We start from the raw sequence: 1,926 nt of genomic DNA, 5'->3' as shown, positions 1-1,926 counted from the left end.
ATTGCTAAAACATGTTTAGAAACTTAACCCCAATGGTAAAAACCCTTCTGATGATCAATATCGGGGCATTTTTGGCGGGAGAGATTTTACCATATGACTTTCAAGATATTTTTGGATTACCTTTTTATAAGGCAGATACTTTCCGGCCCTATCAAATATTTACCCACATGTTTATGCATGGTAGTTTGGGGCATTTATTTGGGAATATGTTTGCCTTATTCATGTTTGGGCCCATGCTAGAGCGAATGTGGGGGTCCAATAAATTCCTTATTTTTTATATGGTGACAGGACTGGGTGCCAGTTTCCTTTATTCTGTTGTAAATACAGTTGAGATGTATCACCTACAGGAAGCCGTAAGTGCTTATATGGCAAATCCTGGACCCGATGCATTTGGTAATCTTATCAGTAAAGACCTGTCCTTTGCCTATAATTCCTATTACGATTTTATCAATTCATTTTATGATAATCCGGATAGTCATGCAGCTGTTCAGAAAAGCATTGAATTAGCCAGGGGAGCCTTATATTATAAAATGGGTATTCCTTTAGTGGGCGCATCAGGAGCTATTTTTGGGATTTTAATGGCTTTTGGCATGCTTTTCCCAAATCTCGAACTCATGCTTTTATTCTTCCCTGTCCCAATCAAAGCCAAATACTTTGTAGCCCTTTATGGTATTTATGAATTATATGCAGGTATTCTCAATCAACCAGGAGATAATGTGGCCCATTTTGCTCACTTGGGAGGAATGCTTTTTGCCTATATTTTACTTCGAATGTGGAGAGGAAATCGTTATAATTCCAGGTATTGATTTAGGTGAAGATTTAATAATTTATAATGAATAATTGATCAAAAAGTGTGATAAGGGCATAGGATCATAAATTTGTTTGATACCAACCAAAAACAATATTTTACGGGAATAAACTGTATAAAAATAAGTTAACTTAATAGCCATTAACTGTTTAGTGAAACGTCAAAGGAAACCTTGATGAATAGTTTGTTAGAAGAATTTAAAAGCGCCTTCAAAAAAAGGGATAACAGCTTAATTCAGCTTATCCTTATCAATATAGCCGTCTTTGTTGTATTAGGAGTGTTAGGAGTGCTTTCTATCCCAATGGGCTTTTCTCCTTTAATGGAAAGCATTAACCGCCAATTGGCAATTCCTTCAAATTTCAGCCTATTTTTAAGCCGACCTTGGACCATCATAACTTATGCGTTCATGCATGCAGGCATACTTCATATTTTCTTTAATATGCTTGTGATGTATTGGTTTGGCAAACTTCTAATGGAATACATTGGAAGCAGGAAATTATTATCCTTATATATTTTGGGAGCATTAGCTGGAGGAGTGATCTATTTATTAGTTTATAATTTTGTTCCCTATTATGCTGGTATCAACAGCCAAATGGTTGGAGCCTCAGCCGCAGTATATGCCATTGTCGTGGCTGCAGCAACCCTTTTACCCGATTATACTTTTTTCCTTCTGTTTATTGGGCCCGTTCGATTAAAATACATTGCTGCCATCTATATTCTTATTTCCCTTTTGGGCACTGCAGGAGCAAATGCGGGTGGAAATATTGCCCACCTGGGAGGCGCCCTCATTGGTTATTTATATGTAAGCCAAATGCGCAAAGGTATTGATTTGGGAAAACCGGTATTAAAAATCATTGCATTTTTCAAAAACCTGGACCTATTTAAGAAGAAATCTAAAATTAAGGTCACTTATCACCGGACTAACACTAGTCAATCTTCGGCTCCAAAAAGTAAAATGTCAAAAACAGAACAAGCTGAAATCGATGCTATCCTAGATAAAATATCAGCTTCTGGTTACGAAAGCCTAAGCAAAGAAGAAAAGCAGAAGCTTTTTAATGCAAGTAAAAAATAGGCCTCTAAAGGCTATAAATAAAGAAAGGGTAGTTGATCAACTACCC

Annotated in this window: 2 protein-coding genes; both read left to right on the top strand. The window is 36.6% G+C overall.

Going from position 1 to position 1,926, the window contains the following annotated elements:
* Positions 1-11 precede the first annotated feature (11 nt).
* Entirely contained in the window at positions 12-806 is a 795-nt protein-coding gene (locus tag E1171_RS02110) for a rhomboid family intramembrane serine protease (RefSeq protein WP_155203613.1), read from the top strand.
* Positions 807-983: 177 nt separating this feature from the next.
* A complete protein-coding gene (locus E1171_RS02105) occupies positions 984-1,880 on the top strand; it encodes a rhomboid family intramembrane serine protease (protein ID WP_155203611.1) in 897 nt (298 codons plus the stop codon).
* The last annotated feature ends 46 nt before the right edge of the window (positions 1,881-1,926 follow it).

The organism is Xanthovirga aplysinae (assembly GCF_009711365.1).
GTDB lineage: Bacteria > Bacteroidota > Bacteroidia > Cytophagales > Cyclobacteriaceae > Xanthovirga > Xanthovirga aplysinae.
This window is presented reverse-complemented; position numbering and strand designations above follow the sequence as displayed.